At 69.9% G+C, this 21,973-nt stretch carries 21 protein-coding genes and 2 pseudogenes; 12 read left to right on the top strand and 11 right to left on the bottom strand.

Annotated features, from left to right (window positions below):
• The 4 genes and pseudogenes from AC31A1_RS06385 to AC31A1_RS06370 all read left to right on the top strand — a co-directional run.
• Positions 1 to 297: pseudogene (locus AC31A1_RS06385) on the top strand (ATPase); the annotation flags it as partial.
• Positions 294 to 731 carry a roadblock/LC7 domain-containing protein gene (locus tag AC31A1_RS06380; protein ID WP_489652265.1) on the top strand — a complete coding sequence of 146 codons (438 nt, stop codon included), beginning with the start codon at positions 294 to 296 and terminating at the stop codon, positions 729 to 731. The pseudogene AC31A1_RS06385 and the gene AC31A1_RS06380, both read left to right, overlap by 4 nt.
• A 22-nt stretch (positions 732 to 753) precedes the next feature.
• The gene (locus AC31A1_RS06375; protein ID WP_489652264.1) at positions 754 to 1,167 is read left to right on the top strand and encodes a DUF742 domain-containing protein; all 414 of its coding nucleotides are present in this window, start codon (positions 754 to 756) and stop codon (positions 1,165 to 1,167) included.
• 183 nt (positions 1,168 to 1,350) lie between these two features.
• Positions 1,351 to 1,956: a GTP-binding protein gene (locus AC31A1_RS06370; protein WP_393753634.1), complete on the top strand. Its 606-nt coding sequence runs from the start codon at positions 1,351 to 1,353 to the stop codon at positions 1,954 to 1,956.
• A gap of 10 nt (positions 1,957 to 1,966) precedes the next feature.
• Here the strand turns inward: AC31A1_RS06370 and AC31A1_RS06365 are convergent, their stop codons facing one another.
• The gene (locus tag AC31A1_RS06365) at positions 1,967 to 2,395 is read right to left on the bottom strand and encodes a PPOX class F420-dependent oxidoreductase (protein WP_489652263.1); all 429 of its coding nucleotides are present in this window, start codon (positions 2,393 to 2,395) and stop codon (positions 1,967 to 1,969) included.
• A gap of 92 nt (positions 2,396 to 2,487) precedes the next feature.
• On the opposite strand from AC31A1_RS06365, the gene AC31A1_RS06360 reads away from it, so the two are divergent.
• Both AC31A1_RS06360 and AC31A1_RS06355 read left to right on the top strand, forming a co-directional pair.
• Positions 2,488 to 2,901: a roadblock/LC7 domain-containing protein gene (locus AC31A1_RS06360; protein ID WP_489652262.1), complete on the top strand. Its 414-nt coding sequence runs from the start codon at positions 2,488 to 2,490 to the stop codon at positions 2,899 to 2,901.
• Positions 2,902 to 3,027: 126 nt separating this feature from the next.
• Positions 3,028 to 4,035 (top strand): DUF6397 family protein, encoded by a 1,008-nt coding sequence (locus tag AC31A1_RS06355; RefSeq protein WP_489652261.1) that lies wholly within the window; start codon positions 3,028 to 3,030, stop codon positions 4,033 to 4,035.
• Positions 4,036 to 4,056: 21 nt separating this feature from the next.
• Here the strand turns inward: AC31A1_RS06355 and AC31A1_RS06350 are convergent, their stop codons facing one another.
• Positions 4,057 to 4,920 (bottom strand): acyl-CoA thioesterase, encoded by an 864-nt coding sequence (locus AC31A1_RS06350; RefSeq protein WP_327405782.1) that lies wholly within the window; start codon positions 4,918 to 4,920, stop codon positions 4,057 to 4,059.
• A 19-nt stretch (positions 4,921 to 4,939) separates the two neighbouring features.
• Complete coding sequence (locus AC31A1_RS06345; RefSeq protein WP_489652260.1) at positions 4,940 to 7,453, bottom strand: DEAD/DEAH box helicase; 2,514 nt, start codon at positions 7,451 to 7,453, stop codon at positions 4,940 to 4,942.
• Between the two features lie 145 nt (positions 7,454 to 7,598).
• Here AC31A1_RS06345 and AC31A1_RS06340 point away from each other — a divergent pair, with 145 nt between their 5' ends.
• Positions 7,599 to 8,390: a metal-dependent hydrolase gene (locus AC31A1_RS06340; RefSeq protein ID WP_489652259.1), complete on the top strand. Its 792-nt coding sequence runs from the start codon at positions 7,599 to 7,601 to the stop codon at positions 8,388 to 8,390.
• 38 nt (positions 8,391 to 8,428) lie between these two features.
• Here the strand turns inward: AC31A1_RS06340 and AC31A1_RS06335 are convergent, their stop codons facing one another.
• The 5 genes from AC31A1_RS06335 to AC31A1_RS06315 all read right to left on the bottom strand — a co-directional run bounded on the left by AC31A1_RS06335 (position 8,429) and on the right by AC31A1_RS06315 (position 14,673).
• Positions 8,429 to 8,701 carry a type B 50S ribosomal protein L31 gene (locus AC31A1_RS06335; protein WP_366498596.1) on the bottom strand — a complete coding sequence of 91 codons (273 nt, stop codon included), beginning with the start codon at positions 8,699 to 8,701 and terminating at the stop codon, positions 8,429 to 8,431.
• Positions 8,702 to 8,768: 67 nt separating this feature from the next.
• Positions 8,769 to 9,833 carry an IS110 family RNA-guided transposase gene (locus AC31A1_RS06330; protein WP_489652258.1) on the bottom strand — a complete coding sequence of 355 codons (1,065 nt, stop codon included), beginning with the start codon at positions 9,831 to 9,833 and terminating at the stop codon, positions 8,769 to 8,771.
• Between the two features lie 224 nt (positions 9,834 to 10,057).
• Positions 10,058 to 10,534: a DUF5709 domain-containing protein gene (locus AC31A1_RS06325; protein ID WP_489652257.1), complete on the bottom strand. Its 477-nt coding sequence runs from the start codon at positions 10,532 to 10,534 to the stop codon at positions 10,058 to 10,060.
• Positions 10,535 to 10,882: 348 nt separating this feature from the next.
• On the bottom strand, positions 10,883 to 12,664 hold the full coding sequence (locus AC31A1_RS06320; protein WP_489652256.1) for an ABC transporter ATP-binding protein: 1,782 nt from the start codon (positions 12,662 to 12,664) through the stop codon (positions 10,883 to 10,885).
• Positions 12,661 to 14,673 carry an ABC transporter ATP-binding protein gene (locus AC31A1_RS06315; RefSeq protein WP_489652255.1) on the bottom strand — a complete coding sequence of 671 codons (2,013 nt, stop codon included), beginning with the start codon at positions 14,671 to 14,673 and terminating at the stop codon, positions 12,661 to 12,663. The genes AC31A1_RS06320 and AC31A1_RS06315 overlap by 4 nt, the downstream gene beginning before the upstream one ends.
• A 227-nt stretch (positions 14,674 to 14,900) precedes the next feature.
• Between AC31A1_RS06315 and AC31A1_RS06310 the strand changes: the two genes are divergently transcribed.
• The 3 genes from AC31A1_RS06310 (at position 14,901) to AC31A1_RS06300 (ending at position 18,888) form a co-directional block, all read left to right on the top strand.
• Positions 14,901 to 15,662 carry a L,D-transpeptidase family protein gene (locus tag AC31A1_RS06310; protein WP_489652254.1) on the top strand — a complete coding sequence of 254 codons (762 nt, stop codon included), beginning with the start codon at positions 14,901 to 14,903 and terminating at the stop codon, positions 15,660 to 15,662.
• Positions 15,663 to 15,672: 10 nt separating this feature from the next.
• Positions 15,673 to 17,313, top strand: a complete 1,641-nt coding sequence (locus AC31A1_RS06305; RefSeq protein ID WP_489652253.1) for a peptide-N4-asparagine amidase — start codon at positions 15,673 to 15,675, stop codon at positions 17,311 to 17,313.
• A 174-nt stretch (positions 17,314 to 17,487) separates the two neighbouring features.
• The gene (locus AC31A1_RS06300; protein ID WP_489652252.1) at positions 17,488 to 18,888 is read left to right on the top strand and encodes a cation:dicarboxylate symporter family transporter; all 1,401 of its coding nucleotides are present in this window, start codon (positions 17,488 to 17,490) and stop codon (positions 18,886 to 18,888) included.
• 98 nt (positions 18,889 to 18,986) lie between these two features.
• Here the strand turns inward: AC31A1_RS06300 and AC31A1_RS06295 are convergent, their stop codons facing one another.
• Positions 18,987 to 19,850 carry an SDR family NAD(P)-dependent oxidoreductase gene (locus AC31A1_RS06295; protein WP_489652251.1) on the bottom strand — a complete coding sequence of 288 codons (864 nt, stop codon included), beginning with the start codon at positions 19,848 to 19,850 and terminating at the stop codon, positions 18,987 to 18,989.
• 83 nt (positions 19,851 to 19,933) lie between these two features.
• Between AC31A1_RS06295 and AC31A1_RS06290 the strand changes: the two genes are divergently transcribed.
• Entirely contained in the window at positions 19,934 to 20,617 is a 684-nt protein-coding gene (locus AC31A1_RS06290) for a TetR/AcrR family transcriptional regulator (RefSeq protein ID WP_489652250.1), read from the top strand.
• 22 nt (positions 20,618 to 20,639) lie between these two features.
• Here AC31A1_RS06290 and AC31A1_RS06285 read toward each other — a convergent pair whose 3' ends face one another.
• Complete coding sequence (locus AC31A1_RS06285; protein WP_489652249.1) at positions 20,640 to 20,909, bottom strand: helix-turn-helix domain-containing protein; 270 nt, start codon at positions 20,907 to 20,909, stop codon at positions 20,640 to 20,642.
• Between AC31A1_RS06285 and AC31A1_RS06280 the strand changes: the two are divergent.
• A pseudogene (locus tag AC31A1_RS06280) lies at positions 20,883 to 21,269 on the top strand (HD domain-containing protein); the annotation flags it as partial. The gene AC31A1_RS06285 and the pseudogene AC31A1_RS06280 sit on opposite strands and share 27 nt — an antisense overlap.
• A gap of 93 nt (positions 21,270 to 21,362) precedes the next feature.
• Here AC31A1_RS06280 and AC31A1_RS06275 read toward each other — a convergent pair.
• Positions 21,363 to 21,863 (bottom strand): MarR family winged helix-turn-helix transcriptional regulator, encoded by a 501-nt coding sequence (locus tag AC31A1_RS06275; protein ID WP_489652248.1) that lies wholly within the window; start codon positions 21,861 to 21,863, stop codon positions 21,363 to 21,365.
• Between the last annotated feature and the right edge of the window lie 110 nt (positions 21,864 to 21,973).

Below are 21,973 nucleotides of genomic sequence, written 5' to 3'. Positions count from 1 at the left end.
ACCACCTTGCGACTGCACCGCCCCCCCGAGGACACCGAAGGGACCGACGAGAACGACGACCTCCCACGCCGCGTACGCCAGGCGCACCTCGCCCCCCAGCTCCGCGAACAGCCCACCGCGGAACGGGAACAGGCGCCGGCGGCCCCGCGCGACGAGCATCGCACCCCGGAGGTCGTACGGGACCGGATGGCGGCCTACCGCGAAGGCTGGACGCGCGGTGGCGGCAGACAACCGGGCCGCGGTGCCACCCCAGGCCCCGCAACGGGCAGCGACAGCAGCGAAGGAGACCCCGCGTGATCCAGGACCCGAGCATGAGGGCCGCCCAGCGGTCCGGCGAACTCGACTGGCTGCTGGACGACTTGGTGCTGCGCGTGAGCGAAGTACGGCATGTCGTGGTGCTCTCCAACGACGGCCTCGCCGTCGGCGCGTCGACCGACCTCAAACGCGAGGACGCCGAACACCTCGCCGCGGTCTCCTCCGGATTCCACAGCCTGGCCAAGGGCGCGGGGCGGCACTTCGGAGCCGGCGGAGTACGGCAGACCATGGTGGAGATGGACGACGGATTCCTGTTCGTGGCAGCGGCCGGGGACGGTTCCTGCCTCGCCGTCCTCACCGCCGTCACGGCCGACATAGGCCTGGTGGCGTACGAGATGGCGCGGCTGGTCAAGCGCGTCGGCGAGCACCTCTACACGCCGCCGCGCGTCGGTGCGCGGCCGCCCGCAGCCGGATGAGGCGAGAAGGCGATCCACTCCGATGACCGAAGACACGACCGGCGTCCAGCGCGAGCCGGGCAGCCAGTGGTACGACCAGGAAGCCGGACCTCTCGTCCGCCCCTACGCGATGACGGGCGGACGTACCAAACCGGGTCCTACGGGGGTGCGTTTCGACCTGATCGCGCTCGTCACGCTGGACACGGGCGCGCCCGGCTTCGACGACGACACCGGGCTCGGACCGGAACACCGGGCCCTCGTCGACCTGTGCCGCCCCGAAACACAGTCCGTCGCCGAACTCGCCGCCGGAGCAGACCTTCCGCTGGGAGTCGTCCGGGTGCTCCTGGGCGACCTCCTGGAGCTCGGCTGCGTCACCGTCAGCCGTCCGGTGCCGCCCGCGCAGCTTCCTGACGAACGGATTCTGCGCGAGGTGATCGAGGGACTACGGGCACTGTGACGAAACTTCAGAACCACTCGAACGCGTACGACGCCGACCTGTGCACCTTTTCGCTCACCGAACAGGTGCGAGGCGGTCACATCGGGCAAATAGCGGTCCAACCCCCCAAGGGGGAGGACGCACTTGCCACGATGCACACCTACGGACGTCGAGCGTTTCCGGCACTCCCGAGAGAAGTGATCGATGGTCTCCGAGCACTCCGACGCCGAGGACGGCGAGACGACCGCCCTGGCGTTGAAGATCCTGGTCGCCGGCGGATTCGGCGTGGGCAAGACCACCATGGTGGGCGCGGTCAGCGAGATCAGGCCGCTGCGCACCGAGGAACTCCTCAGCGAGGCCGGTCAGTTGGTGGACGACACTGACGGCGTGGACCAGAAGGTCACGACGACCGTCGCCATGGACTTCGGCCGCATCACCATCCGGTCCGGCCTCTCCCTCTACTTGTTCGGAACACCGGGCCAGGACCGCTTCTGGTTCCTGTGGGACGAACTGTCTCAGGGCGCCCTGGGGGCTGTGGTCCTCGCGGACACCCGGCGCCTTGAGGACTGCTTCCCCGCGGTCGACTACTTCGAGCACCGGCACATCCCGTTCGTGGTGGCCGTCAACTGCTTCACGGGGTCCCGCAGTTACGGCGCCCGCGACGTCTCCCGCGCGCTGGACCTCGACCAGGGGACACCCGTGGTCCTCTGCGACGCCCGTGACCGCGACTCGGGGAAGGAGGTGCTGATCCGGCTCGTCGAGTACGCCGGGCGGATGCACACCGCCCGGATGCTCGACTCGGTGGGCTGACCTGGGCATCTCACTCCGAAATGCCTTTCTGCGCCAGGACCTTCTCGACAGTGACGCGCACGAGGAGTTCGCCAGGTACCCCGTTGCGGGCACCGAACTCCTCGGCGCGCTCCTCGCCCATGTAGCGGGCCCCGATCCGGGCTGCCCAGTGCCGGAGTTCGCCCGGCTCCTCCGACAACTCGGCGCGCCCCTGCAGCACCACGAAGTCGAACGGCGGCCGATCGTCGTCCACGCACAGGGCGACTCGCCCGTCACGGGCAAGATTGCGCCCTTTTACCGTTTCCTTCGCGGTGTTGAACACCACATCGTCGCCGTCCAGCAGGAACCAGATCGGCGCCACATGAGGGCTCCCATCGGCGCGTACCGTCGACAGCTTGCCCGTGCGCGTGCCGTGCGAGACGAACGCCCGCCATTCCTCGTCGGTCATCTTCTGTGCCATGGCCCTATCCTCCTTGCCCGGGCGACGGAGGTGGGGAAGGCTGACGGGAGATCCTCCGGCCAGGGGGAGAGGCGACACGGGGAGGCCGGAACATGGCGCAGAACCAGGGACTGAGCTGGCTGCTGGACGATCTGACCGAGCGCGTCGAGCACGTACGCCACGCCCTGGTCCTGTCCAACGACGGACTGGTGACGGGCGCGAGCACGGGACTGCGCCGCGAGGACGCCGAACACCTCGCCGCCGTCTCGTCCGGACTGCACAGCCTGGCCAAGGGCTCGGGACGCCACTTCGGCGCGGGCGGCGTGCGCCAGACGATGATCGAGTTCGACGACGCCGTCCTGTTCGTCACCGCCGCGGGGAGCGGCAGCTGTCTGTGCGTCCTCAGCGGCGCCGACGCGGACATCGGCCAGATCGCCTACGAGATGACCCTCCTCGTCAACCGCGTCGGCGAGCACCTCGGCGTGGACGCCCGACAACCCGAGCGGACCCCCAACGCAGAGCTCTGACCTGCAACTTCACCGGCCTCCGCAGAGTTATCCACAGGCCTGCCACGAGATCCGCCGACCCGGTTACGGTTTGTTCATCGCAAGCGCACACAGCGTGAGCATTGGACTCCGCGGGGGAGATCGACCATGGCAGGAAACACCATCACCAAACCGTCCGACCTCTCGTGCGCGCCCAGTCGCGCGGCACGGGAACTGGGGCTCAAACGAGGCGAGTTCGACCTCGCCGTACATCTCGGACGCGTCCGCACCGCGCCCGACGAAGGAGGCGGCGGCCGACGCGTCGCCCACGCCGAGATCGACCGACTGCGCTCGGCGGACGGATTCCCCGAAACACTCCTGGAAAGCGTCAGGACCGTGGGCACCACGGACGGCGCGGCTCTCATGCAGGTCACCTCCGCCAGGTTCACCCGCCTCGCCCGGCTGGGACTGGTGGTGCCGGTGACGTTCTATCTGAACCGCTATCGGGCCGTCGTCTGGCTCTATCTCGCCGAAGAACTACGGCAGTTCGCGGCCGACAAGAACCACACCGCTCTGCTGAACGGCCGTACGCCCGAGGGAATGAGGGACCAACTGCAAGAGGGCCTGGACCTACGGCCCCGCAACTGGCGCGGACGGCATCTCGGGTTCCTGCTCCGCCAGGCCGACGGCCCGTGGGAGCGCGCCGGCGCTCTGGCCGCGCTGCTCGATCCCCTCCAGGTCGCGGAGATCGTCCAGGACCCGTACGAGCGCGCCTACTTGAACCGCTTCCGGCCTGACCCGCCCGCCCACGGGGCTCCCGGTTCGCCCGCCGCCCACCTCGCCGAACGGATCATGACGGCGGAGGACCCGGACGAGATCAGCTGGCTGCGAGCGGATCTGGCCCAGGTACTGAACGAGGCACGCGGGCACCGCCCCGCGCCACGACCGACAGCCGAACCGACCGCGCCACGGTCGACCGTCGGACGGGCCACACCACGACCGACCGTCGAACCGACTGCATCACGACCGACCGTCGAACCGGCTGGATCGCCGCCGACCGCCGAACCCGTCGGACCACCGCCGTCCCTGAGCGAACACTCGCCGGAGCCGGAATCGGCGCCGGAACCCCAGCGATCACGCGGCATGTTGGGCTGGCTGCGCCGCAGAAGCGCGTGAGCCGTCACGCACGTCCACCGGCTACAGCGCTCTGAACAGCCCTTCCTGGACGACCGAGACGAGCAGGCGTCCCTCAAGGTCGTAGATGCGTCCGCGGGCCAGACCGCGGCCGCCCGTCGCGATCGGGGACTCCTGGTCGTAAAGGAACCACTCGTCCGCGCGGAACGGCCGGTGGAACCACATGGCGTGGTCCAGCGACGCCATGTCGAAGTTCCGCGGTCCCCACAGAGGTTCGACGGGGATGCGGACGGCGTCCAGGAGCGTCATGTCGCTGGCGTACGTCAGTGCGCAGGTATGCACCAGCGGATCGTCGCCGAGCGGCCCGACCGCGCGCATCCACACCGCGCTGCGCGGCTCGGCGTCCTTGATCTCCTCGGCGCTCCAGCGCAGCCCGTCCGCGTACCGGATGTCGAAGGGCTGACGGCGTGCCATTCGCTCCAACTGCTCGGGCAGCACGCCCAGATGGGCCCGGACCTCCTCCGACACCGTCGGCAGGGACTCCGGGTCCGGGACCTCGCGGGCCGGCAGCTGGTGCTCGAAGGGACCTTGCTCAGGCTTGTGAAAGGAGGCGGTGAGATTGAAGATCGTGCGGCCCTGCTGCACGCCGGTGACCCGACGGGTGGTGAACGACCTCCCGTCCCGCACCCGCTCGACCTGGTACACGATCGGCACGCCCGGCCGGCCCGGGCGCAGGAAGTACGCGTGCAGCGAGTGCACAGGCCGGTCGCCCTCCGTGGTGCGGCCCGCGGCGACCAGCGCCTGGCCCGCGACCTGGCCGCCGAAGACCCGCTGGAGGGACTCGTGCGGGCTGCGGCCACGGAAGATGTTGACCTCGATCTGCTCCAGGTCGAGCAGGTCGACGAGCCGCTCTGCCGGGTTCGTCATGGGTGGGATTCTCCTGTGCTCACAGCTGGCCGACGTCGGTGACACGGACGACCGCACGGCCCTCCGTGTCGGAGGCCGCGAGATCGATCTCCGCGCTGATGCCCCAGTCATGATCGCCGTTCGGGTCGGCGAAAATCTGCCGAACGCGCCACAGGTTGTGCTGGGGCTCCTCCTCGATGAGCAGGAGCTTGGGCCCGCGGGCGTCGGGGCCGGTGCCGAGGTCCTCGTACTCGTCCCAGTACTTGTCCATGGCCTCGCCCCAGGCGTCCGCGTCCCAGCCCGCCTCGGCGTCCAGCTCGCCCAGCTCGTCGACATGGTCGAGGGCGGCGAGTTCGACGCGGCGGAACATCGCGTTGCGGACGAGGACACGGAAGGCACGCGCGTTCGCGGTGACCGGCTTGACCTGGTCGGCCTTCTCCTGCGCCTCCTCGGCGGTCATCTCCGCCGGGTTGGCCAGCTGCTCCCACTCGTCCAGCAGACTGGAGTCGACCTGGCGCACCATCTCGCCGAGCCAGGCGATCAGATCCTCCAGGTCCTCGGACTTGAGGTCGTCCGGGACGGTGTGGTCGAGGGCCTTGAAGGCGCCGGCGAGGTAGCGCAGCACGATGCCCTCGGTACGGGCCAGCTCGTAGTACGAGGTCAACTCCGTGAAGGACATGGCCCGTTCGTACATGTCACGGATCACGGACTTCGGGGACAGCGGGTGGTCGCCGACCCACGGGTGGCTCTTGCGGTACGTGTTGTACGCGTGGAAGAGCAACTCCTCCAGTGGCTTGGGGTAGCTGACGTCCTGGAGGCGCTCCATGCGGTCCTCGTACTCGACGCCGTCCGCCTTCATCGCCGCGACGGCCTCGCCGCGCGCCTTGTTCTGCTGGGCGGCGAGAATCTGGCGCGGGTCGTCCAGCGTGGACTCGACCACGGACACCATGTCCAGCGCGTACGACGGCGATTCGGGGTCCAGCAGCTCGAACGCGGCGAGCGCGAAGGTCGACAGCGGCTGGTTGAGGGCGAAGTCCTGCTGCAGATCCACGGTGAGGCGCACGATGCGGCCCTCGGCGTCCGGGGTGTCGAGCTTCTCGACGATGCCGCCGTCCAGGAGCGAGCGGTAGATGGCGATCGCACGCCGAATGTGGCGCAACTGCTGCTTGCGCGGCTCGTGGTTGTCCTCCAGGAGATGCCGCATCGCGTCGAAGGCGTTGCCGGGCCGGGCGATCACCGACAGCAGCATCGTGTGCGTGACCCGGAAGCGGGACGTCAACGGCTCCGGCTCGGAGGTGATGAGCTTCTCGAAGGTGCTGTCCGACCAGCCGACGAAACCCTCGGGCGCCTTCTTGCGGACGACCTTCCGGCGCTTCTTCGGGTCGTCGCCCGCCTTGGCGAGCGCCTTCTCGTTCTCGACCACGTGCTCGGGAGCCTGCGCGACCACCAGACCCGCCGTGTCGAAGCCGGCGCGTCCGGCGCGGCCCGCGATCTGGTGGAACTCACGGGCGCGCAGCGTGCGCACCCGGATGCCGTCGTACTTGGCCAGCGCCGTGAACAGCACGGTGCGGATGGGCACGTTGACACCCACCCCGAGCGTGTCCGTACCGCAGATGACCTTCAACAGGCCCGCCTGCGCGAGCTTCTCCACCAGGCGCCGGTACTTGGGCAGCATGCCGGCGTGGTGCACACCGATGCCGTGCCGTACGTAACGGGACAGGTTGCGGCCGAACTTGGTGGTGAAGCGGAAGTTGCCGATCAGCTCGGCGATCTGGTCCTTCTCCTCGCGCGAGCACATGTTGATGCTCATCAGCGCCTGCGCCCGCTCCACGGCCTGCGCCTGGGTGAAGTGCACGATGTAGACCGGCGCCTGCCTGGTCTCCAGCAGCTCTGTCAGCGTCTCGGTGAGCGGGGTCAGCTTGTACTCGTAGGACAGCGGTACCGGCCGGGTCGCCGAGCGGACCACCGAAGTGGGGCGCCCGGTGCGGCGGGTGAGGTCCTTCTCGAACATCGCGACGTCGCCGAGCGTGGCCGACATCAGGATGAACTGAGCCTGCGGCAGCTCCAGGATCGGGATCTGCCAGGCCCAGCCGCGGTCCGCCTCCGCGTAGAAGTGGAACTCGTCCATGACGACCTGGCCGACGTCCGCGTGCTTGCCGTCCCGCAGCGCGATCGACGCGAGGACCTCCGCGGTGCAGCAGATGATCGGGGCGTCGGAGTTGACGGACGCGTCACCGGTCAGCATGCCGACGTTCTCGGTGCCGAACATCTTGCACAGCTCGAAGAACTTCTCCGAGACCAGTGCCTTGATCGGGGCGGTGTAGAAGGTGACCTCGTCCCGCGCCAGCGCGGCGAAGTGCGCACCGGCGGCGATCATGCTCTTGCCGGAGCCGGTGGGCGTCGACACGATCACGTTCGCACCGGAGACCACCTCGATCAGCGCCTCCTCCTGATGGGGGTAGAGCGTGAGACCGCGCTCCCGGGCCCACGACTCGAAGGCTTCGTAGAGGGCGTCGGGATCTGCGGTCGGCGGCAACTGGTCGATGAGGGTCACGACCCCATCTTGCCTGGCGTCGTGGCCGATGGGGGAATCGGCTGCGGGGACGAAGATCGCTACCGCTACGCTGTGTCGCCGACGGAGTGTCAGGGCGCCCGAGCAACTGACCGGCGGCGTAAGAGGAATGGGGCGGGGAACGGCCATGATGGGACCAGCACACTCACTGTCGGGAGCGGCGGCCTGGCTCGGCGTCGGAGCCGCGGCCGCAGCGGCCGGACACTCAATGCCCTGGCCGGTGATCCTCGTGGGCGCCCTGATCTGTGCCGGTGCCGCGCTCGCCCCGGACCTCGACCACAAGGCGGCGACCATCTCCCGGGCCTTCGGACCCGTCTCCCGGGGCCTGTGCGAGATCGTCGACAAGCTCTCGTACGCCGCGTACAAGGGGACCAGGAAGCAGGGCGACCCGCGTCGCTCCGGCGGGCACCGCACCCTCACCCACACCTGGCTGTGGGCGGTCCTGATCGGGGCGGGGAGTTCGGCCGTGGCGATCTTGGGCGGCCGCTGGGGGGTGCTGGCGATCCTCTTCGTGCACATGGTGCTGGCCATCGAGGGTCTGCTGTGGCGGGCGGCCCGCGGCTCCAGCAGCGACATCCTGGTGTGGCTGCTGGCGGCGACCAGCGCGTGGATCCTCGCCGGCGTGCTGGACAAGCCGGGCAACGGCTCGAACTGGCTTTTCACGGAGCAGCACCAGTACCTGTGGCTGGGGCTGCCGGTCGTGCTGGGTGCGCTGGTGCACGACATCGGGGACGCGCTGACCGTCTCCGGCTGCCCGATCCTGTGGCCGATCCCGTTGGGCCGCAAGCGCTGGTACCCGATCGGGCCGCCGAAGGTGATGCGGTTCCGCGCGGGCAGCTGGGTCGAGCTCAAGGTGCTGATGCCGGTGTTCATACTCCTCGGGGGAGTGGGCTGCGCGGCGGCGCTCAACGTGATCTGACGCCCGGCGTCAGTTCCGGCTTCGGCGCGGGCAGTGGCCTACGCCCCGCCGGAACCCTGGCCCGCCTCACCGCCGCCGTAGCGCCGCTCGAACTGGGCGATGCGGCCCTCCGTGTCCACCGTCCGCGCCTTGCCGGTGTAGAAGGGGTGGCTCTCCGAGGAGATCTCCACGTCCACGACGGGGTAGGTCTCGCCGTCGTCCCACTCGATGGTCCGGTCGCTGGTCGCGGTGGACCGAGTCAGGAAGGCGTATCCGGCGGCGCGGTCCCGGAAGACCACGGGGTGGTAGTCGGGCTGCTTGTCCTGCTGCATGGCTGCTCCTCCTGCGACGGTGGTGCGGTTGACGGCGAAGGGCCGGCGAGGAAGCTCCTATAGATCGTCAAGCGGTCTGTGGGAGCGGTTTGGTGGTGTGGGTCATATGGGGTAGGTGTCGGTAGATCTCGCGGGCGACGAACCTCTTCAGGCAGCGGACGATGTCCTTCTTGACCATGCCTGCGGCGGTGCGCCGGGCGACGTAGTCCTGGGTGCGCTGGTCGTACTTCATGCGGACCAGCACGATGGTGTGCAGGGCGTTGTTGGCCTGGCGGTCGCCGCCGCGGTTGAGGCGGTGGCGGTTGGTGCGTCCGGAGGAGGCGGGGACCGGGGCGGTTCCGCAGAGGTGGGCGAAGGCGGCTTCGGAGCGGAGCCGGTCGGGGTTGTCTCCCACGCTCGTCAGCAGCTGGCCTGCGGTTTCCGGGCCGACACCGGGCAGGACGATCAGTCTTGGGGCGGCCTGGCTGACCAGCGGCCCGATCTCCTTGTCCGCGCCCTTGATCTCCTCGTCGAGCTGCTGGTAGCGGAGGGCGAGCCGCCGCAGCGCGATCTTCACCGCGTAAGCGGGGTCGTCGAGTTCGCCGATGGGGCGCGAGCGGGCCAGGGTGTCGACCAGCTCCCGCGTAGACAGTCCCCGTAGCTTGTCCCGCACTTCGGACGGCGCGGTGACGATGAGGGTTCGGATCTGGTTGATGGTCTGGGTGCGGGCCTTGACCGCGCTCTTGCGGACGACCCGCAGGGCCCGGATCGACTCCACGATCCCGTTGCGTGCCTTGGGTGTTCCTCCGGCCCGGCCGGACAGGACCGCGGTCGCGGCCCCGTAGGCGTCGATGGGATCGGACTTGCCGTGGTCCCGCCTCGCTTTGCGGTCCGGCCGGTCCACCTCGACCACCGTGACCTCGTTCGCAGTGAGGAAGCGGGCGATCTCGGCGCCGTAGGCACCGGTCCCCTCCACCCCGACGGCGAGGACCTCGCCACGGGACCGGAGCCAGTCCAGCAGCCGCCGGTAGCCATCGGGCGTGGTCTCGAACTGCTCGGTGGCCAGATGCCGGCCGATGCTGTCGATGACGGCGGCCTGGTGGAGGTCGGTGTGGGTGTCGATCCCGCCGACCACCGATATCTCGTCTGCCATGCTGTTGTGTGCTGCCCTTCCAACGCTCACTGGTGGGAGGGCGCGAGCCGGTCGGGCAGACAGTGATGGGACCTCTGGCCAGGCTCCTATGAAGTCACGGAAGCCCGACCGGCCACGCGCCAGACGGCACCGCCCGGCCGGCCGACGATTCCTCACAAGGACAACCGAAGCGTCAGTCAGTCGGAGAGCCAGGCCCCCGAGCGATGCCATGGCAATCCTCACTGTCAGCCGTAGAGGGAGTCCTGGTCCTCGTCGACGATGTGCATCGCGGCCTCCTCGGCGGAGGCGGCGGCACCGTCGATGCCCACGTCCGTGGCGATCAGGCCGCTCTCCTCGTCCTCGTGTGCTCCTTCGTCGGGCGCCACGAGCCGGCCCGAGCGGATGTCGCCGACCTCGATGTCCAGGAGCTCGCCGTCGGTGTCCTCGGAGTCGCCGATGCCGTCACCGTCGGACACGGCGAGATCCGGGATCTCCTCGGCGAGGCGCTGGTCGAGGGTCTCGCCGTGCTCGCGCCCAGCGGCCGTCACGTCGTCGCGTTCCACCGCCCAGGGGCGTTCCGGCGGGGACCAGCCGCGGTCGAGGGGGTCCTCGACGCCGTCGGCCACCAGGGTGTCCTCCGCGTCGAGCAGACCCGCGTCGTCCTGCACCTCGGATCCGTCGGGCTGGTAGACGTCGTCTCCCCATCCGTCGGCGCTGTTCACGGGTACCTCCAGGTGGTGGGGACCGGCCCGTTCTCACCGCGGTCGGCGGCGGGTCGCCGCTGTGCGGGGCACAGTCGGCGCCCGGCACGAACCACATGGTCCCCGGGCACTCCCCGAACCGGTGCCGCTCCCCAGCCTTCCACCCCTTTTCCCCACCGCGCAACGGCACGGGCCCGGGCCGGGGAGGGCACACCCCCTGTCCATCCCCTCTCACCAGCCCCGGCACAGCGCCCCGAAAGGGGCGCGAGGAACTGCGCGACCAGCCCCCACCGGCCCGCAGATCACTCACGTCCCTCACCGACCAGCACCTCACCGACCCGCAGCCCAGTCACCGCTCGACCAGCGGAGCTACCCGTGCCACGACCGCCAAAGCGCCGCGTACGCCCCCTCCGCCGCCACCAACTCGTCATGGCTCCCCAGCTCGCTGATCCGCCCGTTCTCGACGACGGCGATGACGTCCGCGTCATGGGCAGTGTGCAGACGATGGGCGATCGCGACGACCGTGCGGCCGTCGAGGACGCGGGCCAGGGACCGTTCGAGGTGGCGGGCCGCACGCGGGTCGAGGAGCGAGGTCGCCTCGTCCAGGACCAGCGTGTGCGGGTCGGCCAGCACCAGCCGGGCCAGCGCGATCTGCTGGGCCTGGGCCGGGGTGAGCGCGAGCCCGCCCGAGCCGACCTCGGTGTCCAGGCCGTCGTCCAGCGCCCGCGCCCACCCGTCCGCGTCGACCGCGCCCAGCGCCGCCCACAGCTCGGCGTCCGCCGCGTCGGTCCGGGCGAGCAGGAGGTTGTCGCGCAGGGAGCCCACGAAGACGTGGTGCTCCTGGTTGACGAGGGCCACATGGGAGCGGACGTGTTCCGCGGTCATCCGGGAGAGTTCGGCGCCGCCGAGGGTGATCCGGCCGTCCCGTGGCGCGTAGATGCCGGCGAGCAGCCTGCCCAGGGTGGACTTGCCCGCGCCCGAGGGGCCGACCAGGGCCAGCCGGGTGCCGGGCGCGACCTCAAGGGACACCCTGCGGAGCACGTCGACGCCCTCGCGGTAGCCGAAGTGCACCCGGTCCGCGTGGACGTCCCGGCCCTCGGGGGACAGCGCGGCGTCCCCGGCGTCGGGCTCGATGTCGCGGACGCCGACCAGCCGGGCCAGCGAGACCTGGGCGACCTGGAGCTCGTCGTACCAGCGCAGGATCAGGTTCACCGGGTCGACGAGCATCTGCGCGATGAGGGCGCCCGTCGTCAGATCACCCACCCCGATCCAGCCCTGGAGGACGAACACCCCGCCGAGCATCAGGACCGAGCAGAGCACCGTGACGTGGGTGACGTTGATGACCGGGAAGAGCACCGACCGCAGCCAGAGCGTGTAGTTCTCCCAGGCGGTCCACTCCTTGACGCGGCGCTCGGAGAGGGCGATGCGCCGGTCGCCGAGGCGGTGGGCCTCCACGGTGCGGCCGGCGTCCACGGTCTCGGCGAGGGCCGCGGCCACGGCGGCGTACCCGGCGGCCTCGGAGCGGTAGCCGGCCGGTGCGCGCTTGAAGTACCAGCGGCAGCCGATCACCAGCACCGGCACCGCGATCAGCACGGCGGGCGCGAGCGGCGGCACGGTGACGACGAGACCGCCGAGCAGCAGCACCGCCCACACCACACCGATCGCCAGTTGAGGCACGGCTTCCCGCATCGCGTTGGCGAGCCGGTCGATGTCGGTGGTGATGCGGGACAGGAGGTCGCCGGTGCCCGCCCGTTCCAGGACGCCCGGCGGCAGCCCGACCGAGCGGACGAGGAAGTCCTCGCGCAGGTCGGCCAGCATCCGCTCGCCGAGCATCGCGCCGCGCAACCGCACCTGCCGGATGAACAGGGCCTGCACGGCGAGTGCGGCCACGAACACCCCGATGGTCATGCCGAGATGGAGTTCCCGCGCGCCGTCCGACACCCGCTCGACGAGATCGCCGAGCAGGTAGGGGCCCACCATCGAGGCGATCACGGCGACCGTGTTCACGCTGACGAGAAGGAGGAAGGCGCGGCGGTGCCGCTGGAACAGTTCGGACACGTACGCGCGTACGGTCGCGGGGGCTCCGACCGGCAGGGTGTTCGCCGTGGTCGGGGCCGCCGGGTCGTAGGCCGGGGGCGCCACGCCGATCATGCGCTCTCCTCGATTTCTTCCAGTGCGCTCCGCAGAGCGGCTTCGTCGTCGTCCAAGGCGGCCCGCAGCGAGCCCCCGTCGTCGTCCTCGGCACCCCGGTGAGGAGCCTCGTCATGGTTCGACTCGCCCCGCGCAGCGGCCTTGTCGTGTGCCGCGGCGCCTTGCGGAGCGGCGCCCTCGTCGTGTTCCGCGGCACGCCGGAGCGGGGCCGCACGGGATTCCAACTCACCCCGCAGGGAGGCCTGTTCGTCGTCCAGCGCCTCCCGCAGGGCGGACTCGTCCTCGGTCTCCCGCGTCACTACGGCCCGGTACCGGGACTCGCTCCGAAGCAGATCGCGATGGGTGCCGACCGCCACCACCGCGCCCTCGTGCACGAGCACGACCCGGTCCGCGTGGTCCAGGAGCAGGGGCGAGGAGGTGAACACCACCGTGGTCCGGCCGGTCCTCAACTCCCGTACACCGTCGGCGATCCGGGCCTCGGTGTGGGAGTCGACGGCGGAGGTCGGCTCGTCCAGGACGAGGACCTCCGGGTCAGTGATCAACGACCGTGCCAGGGCGAGCCGTTGGCGCTGGCCGCCGGAGAGGGAGCGTCCGCGTTCGGTGATGCGGGCGTCCATCGGGTCCTCGGTGTCGAGCGAGCCCTGCGCGAGTGCCACCAGCACGTCCCCGCACTGCGCGGCGGCCAGGGCCTCCTCCGCGCCGACCGCACCCGAGGCGGGCACGTCGAGCAGTTCGCGCAGCGAACCGGACAGCAGCACCGGGTCCTTGTCCTGGACGAGGACGGCGGTGCGCGCCGAGTCGAGGGGGAGTTCGTCGAGCGGTACGCCGTCCAGGAGCACGGAGACGCCCTCCTCGGCGGGGTGTCCGCCGAGCCGTTCCGCCAGCCGCCCGGCCGCGTCCGGGTCGCCGCACACCACGGCGGTGAGCCGGCCGGAGGGAGCGAGCAGACCGGTGTCCGGGTCGTACAGATCCCCGGCGGGCACCTCGGCCGCGCGTGTCCCCACGGTGTCGGTGACGCGCTCCAGGGACAGCACGCGTGCGGCGCGTTTGGCCGAGGGCCGGGAGAAGGAGTACGCCATGGCGATCTCCTCGAAGTGCCGCAGCGGATAGGACATGATCATCACCGCGCTGTAGACGGTGACCAGTTCGCCGACGGTGACCCGTCCCTCGCGGGCCAGCCGCACGCCGTGCCAGACGATCGCGATCAGCAGCAGCCCCGGCATCAGCACCTGGATCGCGGAGATGACCGCCCACATCCGGGCACTGCGCACGGCCGCGTGGCGGACCTCCTGGGAGGCGCGGCGGTAGCGGTCGAGGAACAGTTCCTCGCCGCCGATGCCGCGCAGCACCCGCAGTCCGGCCACGGTGTCGGAGGCGAGTTCGGTGGCGCGGCCCGCCTTCTCGCGCTGCACGTCGGCGCGCCGGGTGGCGCGGGGCAGCAGGGGCAGCACGGAGACCGCCAGCACGGGCACACCCACGGCGACGACGACACCGAGCGCGGGCTGGTACAGGAACAGCCCGACGCACGCGATGACGAGCGTCAGCGCGGCGGCCAGGAAGCGGGACAGCGCCTCCACGAACCAGCCGATCTTCTCGACGTCACCCGTGGACACGGCCACGACCTCACCGGCGGCGACCCGCCGGGTCAGCGCCGAGCCGAGGTGGGCTGCCTGGCGGGCCAGGAGTTGCTGGACGCGGGCGGCGGCCGTGATCCAGTTGGTGACGGCGGCCCGGTGCAGGAAGGTGTCGCCCAAGGCGATGCCCGCCCCGCACAGCACCATCAGCCCGCCGGTCAGGGCCAGCCGGCTCCCGGAGCGGTCGACCACGGCCTGCACGGCGAACCCCACACAGAACGGCAGCGCGGAGACGGACACGAAGTGCAGCAGCCCCCAGGCCAGGGACTTGAGCTGTCCACCGAGCTGATTCCGGCCGAGCCACCACAGGAATCGGGGCCCCGAGCGCGCGTCCGGCACACCCGGGTCGGGATACGGAAGGTCTTGAATCTGCATGACGTCCCAGTGGCTCTTGTTCAGGCGGGAAGGGGGAGGAGGGAACCGCGGAGCGCGGCGACGGACCGCGAGCGGAACGCGGCAACAAACCGTGAAAGGTTCGCGTCGCAGCGTGGTCGGAAGCAAGCGGTTTTCCCCGCCGGGGGTCAGAACCGGCGTTCACCCATCAGGGGCGAGATGTCCGTGACCTCACGCAATGCCACCGAATGCGATGTGACCATGGCCCGATGCAGAGTGGCGGCACACGACGTGCGACGGTCGCGATGGCGGCTCTCGGTTCCCTCCTGACGATGACGACCCTGTCCGCGTGCGGCAGCGCGCACACCGGACACCCCGGCGGCACGGAAGGGAGACCCGGCGCCAGGGCGACCCACCCGAGACCGGCCGTCACCGCCGCTGTCCCGGACCCGACCCGCATCCCGGACGTCGGCGACCGGCTCCAGCGCGCCATCCCCACCGACACGAGCCAGGTCCTCACGGTCTACGGCGACGGCAAGGACTCCTCGGACTCCACCGCCGTCCTGTTCACGAAGAACGGCTCCACCTGGGCCCGGACCGCCGGCTGGCCCGCGCACAACGGCAAGCTGGGCTGGACCACCGACCATCACCTCGGCGACAAGCGCAGCCCCGTCGGCGTGTTCACCCTGACCGCCGCCGGCGGAGTGCTCGACGACCCGGGCACGGCGCTCCCGTACTCCCAGGACGAGTCGTACGAGGCGCCGCGCGACTGGGACGAGTCGCACTGGCACGACTTCGACTACGTCATCGCCATCGACTACAACCGCGTTCCCGGGACCCCGCCCGACGACGCGGAGCAGCCCGAGGGCGAGGACAAGGGTGGCGGGATCTGGCTGCACCTGGACCACGGCAGCGGTACGTCGGCCTGCGTCAGTCTGTCCAAAGAGGCGATGGAGTACCTGCTCCGTACGCTCGACCCGGCCCGGCATCCCGTGGTGCTGATGGGGGACAGGGCGGACCTCAAGGGGTAGAACATCGCCCATGAGAAGCCGGATAGTCATGTCCATGCTCGCCGGAGCGACCCTCCTGGCGAGCACCCTCCTCGGCGCGAGCCCCGCTCAAGCGGCCGAAACGAAAACTCAAGCGGTCGATACCAAGGCTCAAGTCGCCGACGTCCCCGCCGAGTTCGGCACCGACTGGCACGACCCCATCACCGCCACTCCGCCGATCGCCAAGCCCGCGACGAAGTCCTGCCAAGTCACCCTCGCCGACACCGAGTTCCGCGACTTCACCCCGTACCAGGGCACCTACACCCCGCCCAAGGCCTGCGGCGACCACTGGAGCAAGGTCGTCCTGAGACTGGACGGGACGGTCGCCGGACGGCAGTACGACCGGCTCGGCTACCTGCACGTCGGCGGGGTCGAGATCCTCCGTACCTCCACACCGGAACCCTCGCCCGACGGCATCAAGTGGTCCGTGGAGAAGGACGTCACCCGCTACAGCGCCATCTTCCGCAGCACGCAGGACGTCGAGATGCTCATCGGCAACGTCGTCGACGACACGTACACCGGCGTCATCGGAGTCAAGGCCACCCTGACGTTCTACGAGGGCAGACCCGCGGCCGCGCAGACCCCCGACCGCGTCCTCACCCTCGCCGCCGACTCGACCGTGACTACCCCGCGCAACACCGAACGCATCATCGCCGAGGTCTACGCGACCGGATCCGGCGGCGGCTGCGAGGAGTTCTGGTATCTCGCGGTACCCGGCTCGGCGCCGTACTCCTGCCAGGCGGACAAGGGCCCCTACCGCGAGGTGCAGATCAAGGTCGACGGCCAACTCGCCGGAATCGCCGCCCCGTTCCCGAACGTGTGGACCGGCGGCTGGTCCGACCCCTTCCTCTGGTACGTCATTCCCGGCCCGCGCGCCTTCGACGTCAAGCCGATCGAATACGACCTCACACCCTTCGCCGGGCTGCTCAACGACGGCCGCCCGCACCACGTCGACGTCTCCGTCGTGGGCGTGCCCGAGGGGCAGAGCGGGTGGAGCGCGCCGGTGAACGTGCTCGTCTGGCAGGACGCGCAGCGCGCCCACGTCACCGGGAAGCTCACCCTCGACCGGGCGGGCGAGCTCGCCAACTCCTCGACGTACACGCCCGGTTCGGAGGAACGCGTGGACACCGAGGCGGGCCATCGGCTGACCACGGCCGGATACGTCGACACCTCGCACGGCCGGGTGCGGACCACCGTCGACCGGACGCTCGCGAACACCTCCGTGCACCGCTGGATCGACGGCGAGAACATGGACGGGCTCGACGCGACCTGGACGGACGACGAGTCGGTGACCGTCGACGGGCGTGGACCGGCCCGGACGACGGCCACGCATCGGACGTACACGATGAACGGTGAGACGACGATCGGGACGGACGACCGGCTGCGTACCGTTCTCACGCTCGGCGACCGGGCGGCGGTCGTCGACACGCGGGACGGGCGGCGGACCGGGTGGTCGCGGCTCGACGACACCTACACCGGGGACGCGACCTACACGCTGAACGTGCCCCGCGACCAGCGGCACGCGGTCGGGACGTCGAGTGAGCGCTACCGGCTGTACGGCTCGGGCGGCTGCTACGACCGTTCGCTGACGACCGCGCAGGGGGTGCTCACCGAGGACCGCAACGGCTGCTGACCTGCTGTGCGTGCGATGCGTCACTCAGGTGGCTGATTTACACGGCCGTCACACGGAGGTTTTCCGGACGATCAACAACGGCTTCAGAGTGTCCACTCGGAAGCCGCTTTCCGTATCGCAGAAGTCGCCCCCCATCGACTTCTGCGAACGACCGTCCCCCCTCAAGGAGTGCCCGTGCCGCCGTCCGTCCCGCCCCTGCCGCGACGCGTCGCACGCATACTGCGTACCTCACTCTTCGCGCAGGTCGCCTGCGCGCTCGTCCTCGGCATCCTCGTCGGAAAGCTGTGGCCCGACGTGGCCACGGACCTCCAGCCCCTCGGCGACGGATTCACCCGGCTCATCAAGACGATCATCTCGCCGCTCGTGTTCTGCGTGGTCGTCGTCGGTATCGCCAAGGCCGGCGACCTCAAGGCCTTCGGCCGGATCGGCCTCAAGGCGCTGATCTGGTTCGAGGTCGCCAGCACCGCGGCGCTGATCATCGGCCTGGTCCTCGCCAACGTGGTCCAGCCCGGTTCCGGGATGCACGTTGACCCGGCCACGCTCAACACCTCGGCGGTGGACGCGAAGACGGGTGGCGCCGCGCTGCCCTCGACGACCGAGTTCATCGTCAACGCGCTCCCCACCAGCTTCATCGGCGCCTTCGCCGAGAACTCCCTGCTCCAAGTCCTCATCCTGGCCTGCCTGGTGGGTGCCGCACTGCTCCACCTCGGCCACACCAAGGTGCCGCAGGTCCTGCCCGCGATCGAGCAGGCCCAGGAGATCATCTTCGCGATCGTCGGCTTCGTCATGCGACTCGCCCCGCTCGCCGTGTTCGGCGCGATGGCCGTCCTCGTCGGCCAGTACGGGCTCGGCGTCATGAAGACCTACGCCAAGCTGATCATCCTCTGCTACGTCGCCGCCGCGCTCTTCCTCGTGGTGCTCGCCGTCGCCCTGCGCATGGTCACCGGGCTCAGCCTCTGGAAGTTCCTCCGCTACATCCGTGAGGAGATGCTCCTCGCGCTCGGCACCGCCTCCACCGAGTCCGTCATGCCGCGCGTGATGCAGAAGCTGCGCAAGGCCGGCGCCCGGGACGACGCGGTCGGCCTGGTGCTGCCCACCGGTTATTCCTTCAACCTCGACGGCGCCTCCCTCTACCTCTCCATCGGCACGCTGTTCATCGCCCAGGCCGTGGGCGTCGACCTCAGCCTCGGCCAGCAGATCGCCGTGATCCTGGTGCTCATGCTCACCAGCAAGGGCATGGCCGGCATCCCCGGTTCGGCCTTCCTCGCCCTGTCCGCGACCGCCTCCTCGCTGGGCGCGATTCCGGCCGGCGCGGTCGCCCTGCTCCTCGGTGTGGACCGCATCATGGACTCGATGCGCGTCGTCACCAACCTTCTCGGCAACTGCGTCGCCGTCTTCGCGGTCTCCCGCTGGGAAGGCGCCCTGGACATCGAGCGGGCCAAGAAGGTCCTCGACGGCGAGATCACGGACGTAGAAGAAGCCGTAGAGGAAGAGGGTGTGCCGGAAGAAGCCGTGCGGGAAGAGGCCGAGATTCCCGCGCAGCGCGTCAAGGAGACTGCCCCCGAAGCCAGTTGAGGGCGAGTCAGTTCATCGTGGCGGGCTGCGGCTCCTGTTCCATCTCTATGGTGGGGGAGTCGCGGCCCGTTTTTCGGTGACCCGGGTGGGGCGGTTTCCTATGCCTCGGTGTCTACGAGGTCGACGGGGTAGTCCTGGTCGAAGTCGGCCGAGCGGCTCACCGCCTCCCATGCGGCCGCCTGGGCGATCTGGTCGCGTGAGTAGCTCTGCGCCATCTCGACCGCGATGACACCCAGGAGGAGATGGGAGGGCAGGTTCGGCTGCTTGACGAGCCGGACCAGGATCTCCCCGGCCCGCTTCGGGTCGCCTGCGGCGGTCACGGGACCGTCGAAGAGGCGGATCACCGCGCCGACGGTCTCGTCGTACTCCGGCGGAACCTCCGGGATCCGCATCGACGAACCGGCCCAGTCGGTCGCGAAGCCGCCCGGTTCCACGACGAGGTACCTGATGCCGAACGGCGCGGTCTCGGCCGCGAGCACGCGGGTGAAGCCGTCGACCGCGAACTTCGCCGCCTGGTACGACCCGAGCCCGGGATTCCCGCCGACCCGGCCGCCGACGGACGAGAACTGTACGACCGTGCCCGCGCCCTGTGCCTTCAGGATCGGAAGCGCCGCCGTCGAGACGTTGTAGACGCCCCAGAAGTTCGTGTCGAACTGTCGGCGGAAGTCGTCCTCGGGTGTCGTCTCGACCGGGGAGAGGTTGGCGTACCCGGCGTTGTTGACGACCACGTCGATCCCGCCGAAGCGGTCAACCCCTGCTTTTAGAGCCGCCGTTGCGGCCACCCGGTCGGTGACGTCGAGGGTGACGGGCAGTATGCGGTCGCCGTACTTCTGCACCAAGTCGTCCAGCTGCTCCGGCTTGCGTGCCGTCGCGACGACTTGGTCGCCGGCCTCCAGGGCCGCGACGGTGAGGTTGCGGCCGAAGCCGCGGGACGAACCGGTGATGAACCATGTCTGAGTCATGCAGCTAGCAAAACACTGTTTCGTTATTAGTGCAACCCGGTTGCGCTAAATTAATGCAACCAAGTTGCGCTACGCTCGGGGGCATGAGCACGCCCAGTCCCCAGCGCGCCCGCAGCGCGGCGGCCAAGCAGCAGCGCGAGCGGGCGATCCTCGACGCCGCCAGATCCCTCGGCGCCGAACGCAGCGTGCGCGAGGTCACCCTCACGGACATCGCCGCCGCCGTCGGCATGCACAAGTCCGCGATGCTCCGGTACTTCGAGACCCGGGAGCAGATCTTCCTGGCGCTGACCGCCGAAGGGTGGGAGGACTGGTCGGCGGAGCTTCGGGTGCGGTTGAGTGAAATCGCCGACGAGGACTCCGACGCGGTAGCCGCCGTCATCGCGCGGACGCTCGTCGCGCGGCCGTTCTTCTGCGATCTGCTCGCTCAGGCGCCGTTGAACCTGGAACGCAACGTCTCACTCGACTCGGTGTACGAGTTCAAGACGGTCGTGCTCGGCGTAGTCGCTTCGCTGGTGACCGAGTTGTGCCGGATGCTCGCGATCACCGAGCGTGCGGCCATCGATGTGATCGCCACGGCGACGAGCATGGCAGGGGCGCTGTTGCAGATGGCCGCCCCCGGTACCCGCCTCCGAACGCTCTACGAATCCCGCCCCGAGTTGGCGCATGCGCTCGTCGATGTCGAACCCCAACTGACGCGCATTCTGGCCGCGTTGCTGACAGGGCTGCGGGCTGCTGCGACGCCAACACGGTCTTCCGGGCAAGCGTGAGTTGAAGCCCGTAGGCCACAGCTCACGACGTGGGCGACTGGCCGCGTGTGCTCGCGAACCGGCTGCGATAGTGCGTCGGCGTCGTGTCCAAGTGGCGGGCGAAGGCGCGGCGGAGGGTCTCGTCGGTGCCCAGACCGCTGTGGTGCGCCGCGGAGGTGACGCTGTGGCCTTCGAGGAGGAGATGCCGGGCGCGGTCGAGACGGACCCGTTCGACCCAACGGGCGGGCGTGGTACCGAGTTCGGTGCGGAAGAGCCGTGTCAGGTGGCCGACGAGGCCCGCTGGTTCCTGCACGCGCACGGCATCACCGGTGAGCCGGCCGACCGGGTCTGGGCGAGCATCGCCCTGCACACCACACAGGAGATCCCGCTGCACATGGCGGCCGAGATCGCCCTCGTCAACCGCGGTGTGGGGCTGGACGTCGTGGGCATCGGCTACGACGCCGTCACGGACGAGCAGCGTGCGGCCGTGGTGGCGGCGCACCCTCGCCCGGACTTCAAGAACGGGATCCTCGCCGCCTTCACCGAGGGCATCAAGGACCGCCCCGAGACCACGTTCGGCAACATCAAGGCGGACGTGCTGGCCCATTTCGTACCGGGCTTCGTGCGCGGCGACTTCGTGGAGCGCATCAAGGCCTCGAACTGGCCGGAGTGACGTGAGCCCGGTCTCCGGCGACAGCCTGGGTCGGTGGGCCAGAGCGGCAGCGGATGAGCGAGTCGGCGGGGCAGCGTGTGAACGGGTAGCGAGTCAGCAGGACCGCCCGTGCCCATGCCCCTCGTGCGCCCCATGGGCGTCATGCCCCTCGTGTGCACCAGGCGCCCCGTCCACCAACGTGTCCAGCAACGCCCGCAACACCTCGCGCTCCACATCCGTGAGCGGCGCCAGAATCTCGTCCGCCGCCCCTCGCCGCGCGCCCCGCAGTTCGCTCAGCGCCTTGCGGCCGTCGTCCGTGATCTCGATCCGGATCACCCGGCGGTTGGACGGATCGGGCGCCCGCCGCACCTTGCCGCTCGCCTCCAGCCCGTCGACCAGCGTCGTCACGGCGCGCGGCACCACTTCGAGGCGCTCGGCGAGGTCGGCCATACGCGGCGGGGCGTCGAAGTGCGCGAGGGTGCGCAGCAGCCGGGACTGGGCGGGGGTGATGCCGAGGTCGCGCTGCTCCAGATGGCGCTTCTGGATGCGGTGCACCCGACGCGTGAGCCGCAGCAGCTGCTCCGCGAGCAGGCCGTCGGAATCGGGGGTGGTCATACGGGAACAATATCAGGACCTGGTTCATTGTGAGTATAGGTAACAATGAGCTATGCTCCACCAAGTCTCATCGCTCCACGAGCTCTGAGCGCTTGACCAGTCCTGATCGC

The organism is Streptomyces sp. P5F9 (assembly GCF_057961495.1).
Note: the sequence above shows the minus strand (reverse complement) of the source record. Positions and strands in the feature narration are given on the sequence as shown.

Bases quoted from the DNA above. Each gene is read 5' to 3' on its own strand.
- AC31A1_RS06375 (WP_489652264.1), top strand. From the start codon at position 754: ATGACCGAAGACACGACCGGCGTCCAGCGCGAGCCGGGCAGCCAGTGG.
- AC31A1_RS06370 (WP_393753634.1), top strand. From the start codon at position 1,351: ATGGTCTCCGAGCACTCCGACGCCGAGGACGGCGAGACGACCGCCCTG.
- AC31A1_RS06365 (WP_489652263.1), bottom strand. From the start codon at position 2,395: ATGGCACAGAAGATGACCGACGAGGAATGGCGGGCGTTCGTCTCGCAC.
- AC31A1_RS06360 (WP_489652262.1), top strand. From the start codon at position 2,488: ATGGCGCAGAACCAGGGACTGAGCTGGCTGCTGGACGATCTGACCGAG.
- AC31A1_RS06355 (WP_489652261.1), top strand. From the start codon at position 3,028: ATGGCAGGAAACACCATCACCAAACCGTCCGACCTCTCGTGCGCGCCC.
- AC31A1_RS06350 (WP_327405782.1), bottom strand. From the start codon at position 4,920: ATGACGAACCCGGCAGAGCGGCTCGTCGACCTGCTCGACCTGGAGCAG.
- AC31A1_RS06340 (WP_489652259.1), top strand. From the start codon at position 7,599: ATGATGGGACCAGCACACTCACTGTCGGGAGCGGCGGCCTGGCTCGGC.
- AC31A1_RS06335 (WP_366498596.1), bottom strand. From the start codon at position 8,701: ATGCAGCAGGACAAGCAGCCCGACTACCACCCCGTGGTCTTCCGGGAC.
- AC31A1_RS06330 (WP_489652258.1), bottom strand. From the start codon at position 9,833: ATGGCAGACGAGATATCGGTGGTCGGCGGGATCGACACCCACACCGAC.
- AC31A1_RS06320 (WP_489652256.1), bottom strand. From the start codon at position 12,664: ATGATCGGCGTGGCGCCCCCGGCCTACGACCCGGCGGCCCCGACCACG.
- AC31A1_RS06315 (WP_489652255.1), bottom strand. From the start codon at position 14,673: ATGCAGATTCAAGACCTTCCGTATCCCGACCCGGGTGTGCCGGACGCG.
- AC31A1_RS06310 (WP_489652254.1), top strand. From the start codon at position 14,901: ATGCAGAGTGGCGGCACACGACGTGCGACGGTCGCGATGGCGGCTCTC.
- AC31A1_RS06305 (WP_489652253.1), top strand. From the start codon at position 15,673: ATGAGAAGCCGGATAGTCATGTCCATGCTCGCCGGAGCGACCCTCCTG.
- AC31A1_RS06295 (WP_489652251.1), bottom strand. From the start codon at position 19,850: ATGACTCAGACATGGTTCATCACCGGTTCGTCCCGCGGCTTCGGCCGC.
- AC31A1_RS06290 (WP_489652250.1), top strand. From the start codon at position 19,934: ATGAGCACGCCCAGTCCCCAGCGCGCCCGCAGCGCGGCGGCCAAGCAG.
- AC31A1_RS06275 (WP_489652248.1), bottom strand. From the start codon at position 21,863: ATGACCACCCCCGATTCCGACGGCCTGCTCGCGGAGCAGCTGCTGCGG.